At 31.6% G+C, this 237-nt stretch carries 1 protein-coding gene; it reads left to right on the top strand.

Annotated elements, in window-relative coordinates; genetic code table 11:
* On the top strand, positions 1-237 hold a 237-nt coding region (locus tag SB717_RS39365; protein WP_410908745.1), incomplete at both ends, for an EamA family transporter.

Below are 237 nucleotides of genomic sequence, written 5' to 3' on the forward strand. Positions count from 1 at the left end.
AAATTATTTTCTCACAAAAAACTTCAAAACAAGATATAAAACATAGTAGCACGGCAGGGATAATCGTTGGTTTTTTCTTATTTGTCGGTTATTTATTGCAAACATTTGGCTTACTCTATACAACATCTTCAAAAGCAGGTTTCTTAACTGGGCTAAGCATTGTTATGGTCCCAATCTTATCATTTATCTTTTTAAAACAAAAAGCTACCATTTTCATCGTACTTGGTATTGCTGTAG

The sequence above is a fragment of the Priestia sp. SIMBA_032 genome, from assembly GCF_046535215.1.
Lineage (GTDB): Bacteria > Bacillota > Bacilli > Bacillales > Bacillaceae_H > Priestia > Priestia aryabhattai.